The following is a 2,384-nucleotide window of genomic DNA, read 5'->3' as shown; positions in this document are numbered from 1 at the left end:
CGGCCGAGCTGCCGGGGTATCCGGACGTGCCGGCGGTGCTCGCCGCGGTCGAGGCGGGAGCGGACGCCCCGCGTGTGCTCGTCCTCCCGGTGGCGGCGCTGCCCGGCGTGGATGGACAGGCGCTGCCTGGCACGGACCTGTCGACGGCTGCGGCGCCGGGCCCGGATGTGCCGGGGGCGGTCCGGGCGACCGCCTCGGGTGTGCTCGGGGTGGTGCAGGCGTGGCTGGCCGCGGACGCCCTGGCGAATTCGCGGCTCGTGGTGCTGACACGCGGTGCGGTGGCGGCCGCGGAGGATGATTCGGTCACCGACCTTGCGGGCGCGGCTGTCTGGGGTCTGCTCCGGTCGGCGCAGTCGGAGCATCCGGAGCGGATCGTGCTGGTCGACCTCGACCGGGATCCGGATGGGGATGTCCTCGGGGTGCTGGCCGGCGTCGCGGAGAACCTGTCCGCCACGGGTGGGCAGGTGGCGTTGCGCGGCGAGGAGGTGCTGACCCCGCGTCTGGTGCGTGCCGCGGTTCCCCCGGTGGGGGACGGGCCGGCCCTGGGCGACGGCACGGTGCTGGTCACGGGTGGGACGGGCTCGTTGGGTGCGCTGGTGGCGCAGCATCTGGTCACCGCGCACGGGGTGCGGTCACTGCTGCTGGTGTCCCGCCAGGGGCCGGCCGCCCCGGGCGCGGACGCGCTGGTCGAACGGCTGACCGGCCTGGGCGCGTCGGCGCGGGTGGTCGCATGCGACGTCACGGACCGGGAGCAGGTGGCCGAACTGGTGGCCGAGGTGACCTCGGCGGGCCGGCTGGCGGGCGTGGTGCACACCGCCGGTGTGCTGGACGACGGCGTGGTGTCGGCGATCAGCCCGGAACGGCTGGCCGGTGTGCTGGCGCCGAAGGTGTCGGCGGGCTGGTGGCTGCACGAGGCGACGGCCGGACTGGGTCTGGACCTGTTCGTGCTGTTCTCGTCGGTGGCGGGCGTCCTCGGATCCCCGGGCCAGGCCGCCTACGCCGCGGGCAACCGATTCCTGGACGCCCTCGCGGCGCACCGCCGGCAGGCCGGCCTGCCGGCGGTCAGCCTGGCGTGGGGGATGTGGGACACGGCCGGCATGGCCGCGTCGCTGTCCGACACCGACCGGGCCCGGTCGGCGCGAGCCGGTCTGACGCCCATGAGCGTCGAGGTCGGGCTGGAGCTCTTCGACGCCGCCCTGGCCGCGGACCGGCCGGCCCTGGTGCCCACGATGATCGACCTGCCCGCACTGCGCGCGGCGGCCGCCGGCGCGACGGTGCCGCCGATGCTGGCCACGCTCGTCGGCGCCACCGCCACCCGCCGGCAGGCCGGCGCCGGCCGCTGGGCCGGCCGACTCGCCGGGCTCACCGACGACGAGGGCCGGGCGCAGGTCACGCTGCTGGTCCGGGGTCTGGTGGCGCAGGTGCTGGGGCACGGTGGCGCGGAGGCGGTGCCGGTGGACCGGGCGTTCCGGGAACTCGGCTTCGACTCGCTGACCGCCGTGGACCTGCGCAACCGGGTGAACGCGGCCACCGGGCTGCGGCTGGCGTCGACGCTGGTGTTCGACTACCCGACCCCGGCCGCGCTGGCGGCGCACGTGCACGAGCAGTTGACCGGCGAGGTCGCGGGCCGCGCCGGAGCGGTGGCGAGCACCGGGGTGGACGAGCCGATCGCGATCGTGGGCATGGCGTGCCGGTACCCGGGCGGGGTGGAGAGCCCGGAGCAGTTGTGGGAGCTGCTGGCCGCGGGTGGGGACGGGATCTCGGAGTTCCCGGCCGACCGGGGCTGGGACCTCGACGGTCTCTTCGACCCCGACCCGGACCGTAGTGGGACGTCGTACACCCGGCACGGCGGGTTCCTGTACGGGGCTGCGGAGTTCGATCCGGGTTTCTTCGGGATCGGTCCGCGTGAGGCTCTGGCCATGGATCCGCAGCAGCGGTTGCTGCTGGAGACGTCGTGGGAGACGTTCGAGTCGGCCGGCCTGGACCCGGCGCGGCTGCGCGGCTCCCGCACCGGCGTGTTCGCCGGTGTCATGTACCACGACTACGCGACGAGGCTGATGGAGACGCCGTCCGAGGTCGACGGCTACGTCGGCACGGGCACCTCGGGCAGCGTGCTGTCCGGTCGAGTGGCGTATACCTTCGGTCTTGAAGGCCCGGCGGTCACCGTGGACACCGCGTGTTCCTCCAGCCTGGTGGCGTTGCACCTGGCCGCGCAGGCGCTGCGGTCGGGGGAGTGTGATCTCGCCCTGGCCGGCGGCGTGACGGTGATGGCCACGCCGGGCACGTTCGTCGAGTTCTCCCGTCAGCGGGGGCTCGCCGTCGACGGGCGGTGCAAGTCGTTCGCGGCGTCGGCGGACGGGACCGGCTGGTCGGAGGGCGTGGGT

Annotated in this window: 1 protein-coding gene; it reads left to right on the top strand. The window is 75.2% G+C overall.

Annotated features, from left to right (window positions below; all coding sequences use genetic code 11):
• Positions 1-2,384, top strand: a 2,384-nt coding sequence (locus tag ABZW14_RS34195; RefSeq protein ID WP_355355384.1) for a type I polyketide synthase, incomplete at both ends; no start/stop codon positions are given.

The sequence above is a fragment of the Micromonospora sp. NPDC004551 genome (assembly GCF_040609975.1).
In the GTDB taxonomy this organism is placed as follows: domain Bacteria; phylum Actinomycetota; class Actinomycetes; order Mycobacteriales; family Micromonosporaceae; genus Micromonospora.
This window is presented reverse-complemented; position numbering and strand designations above follow the sequence as displayed.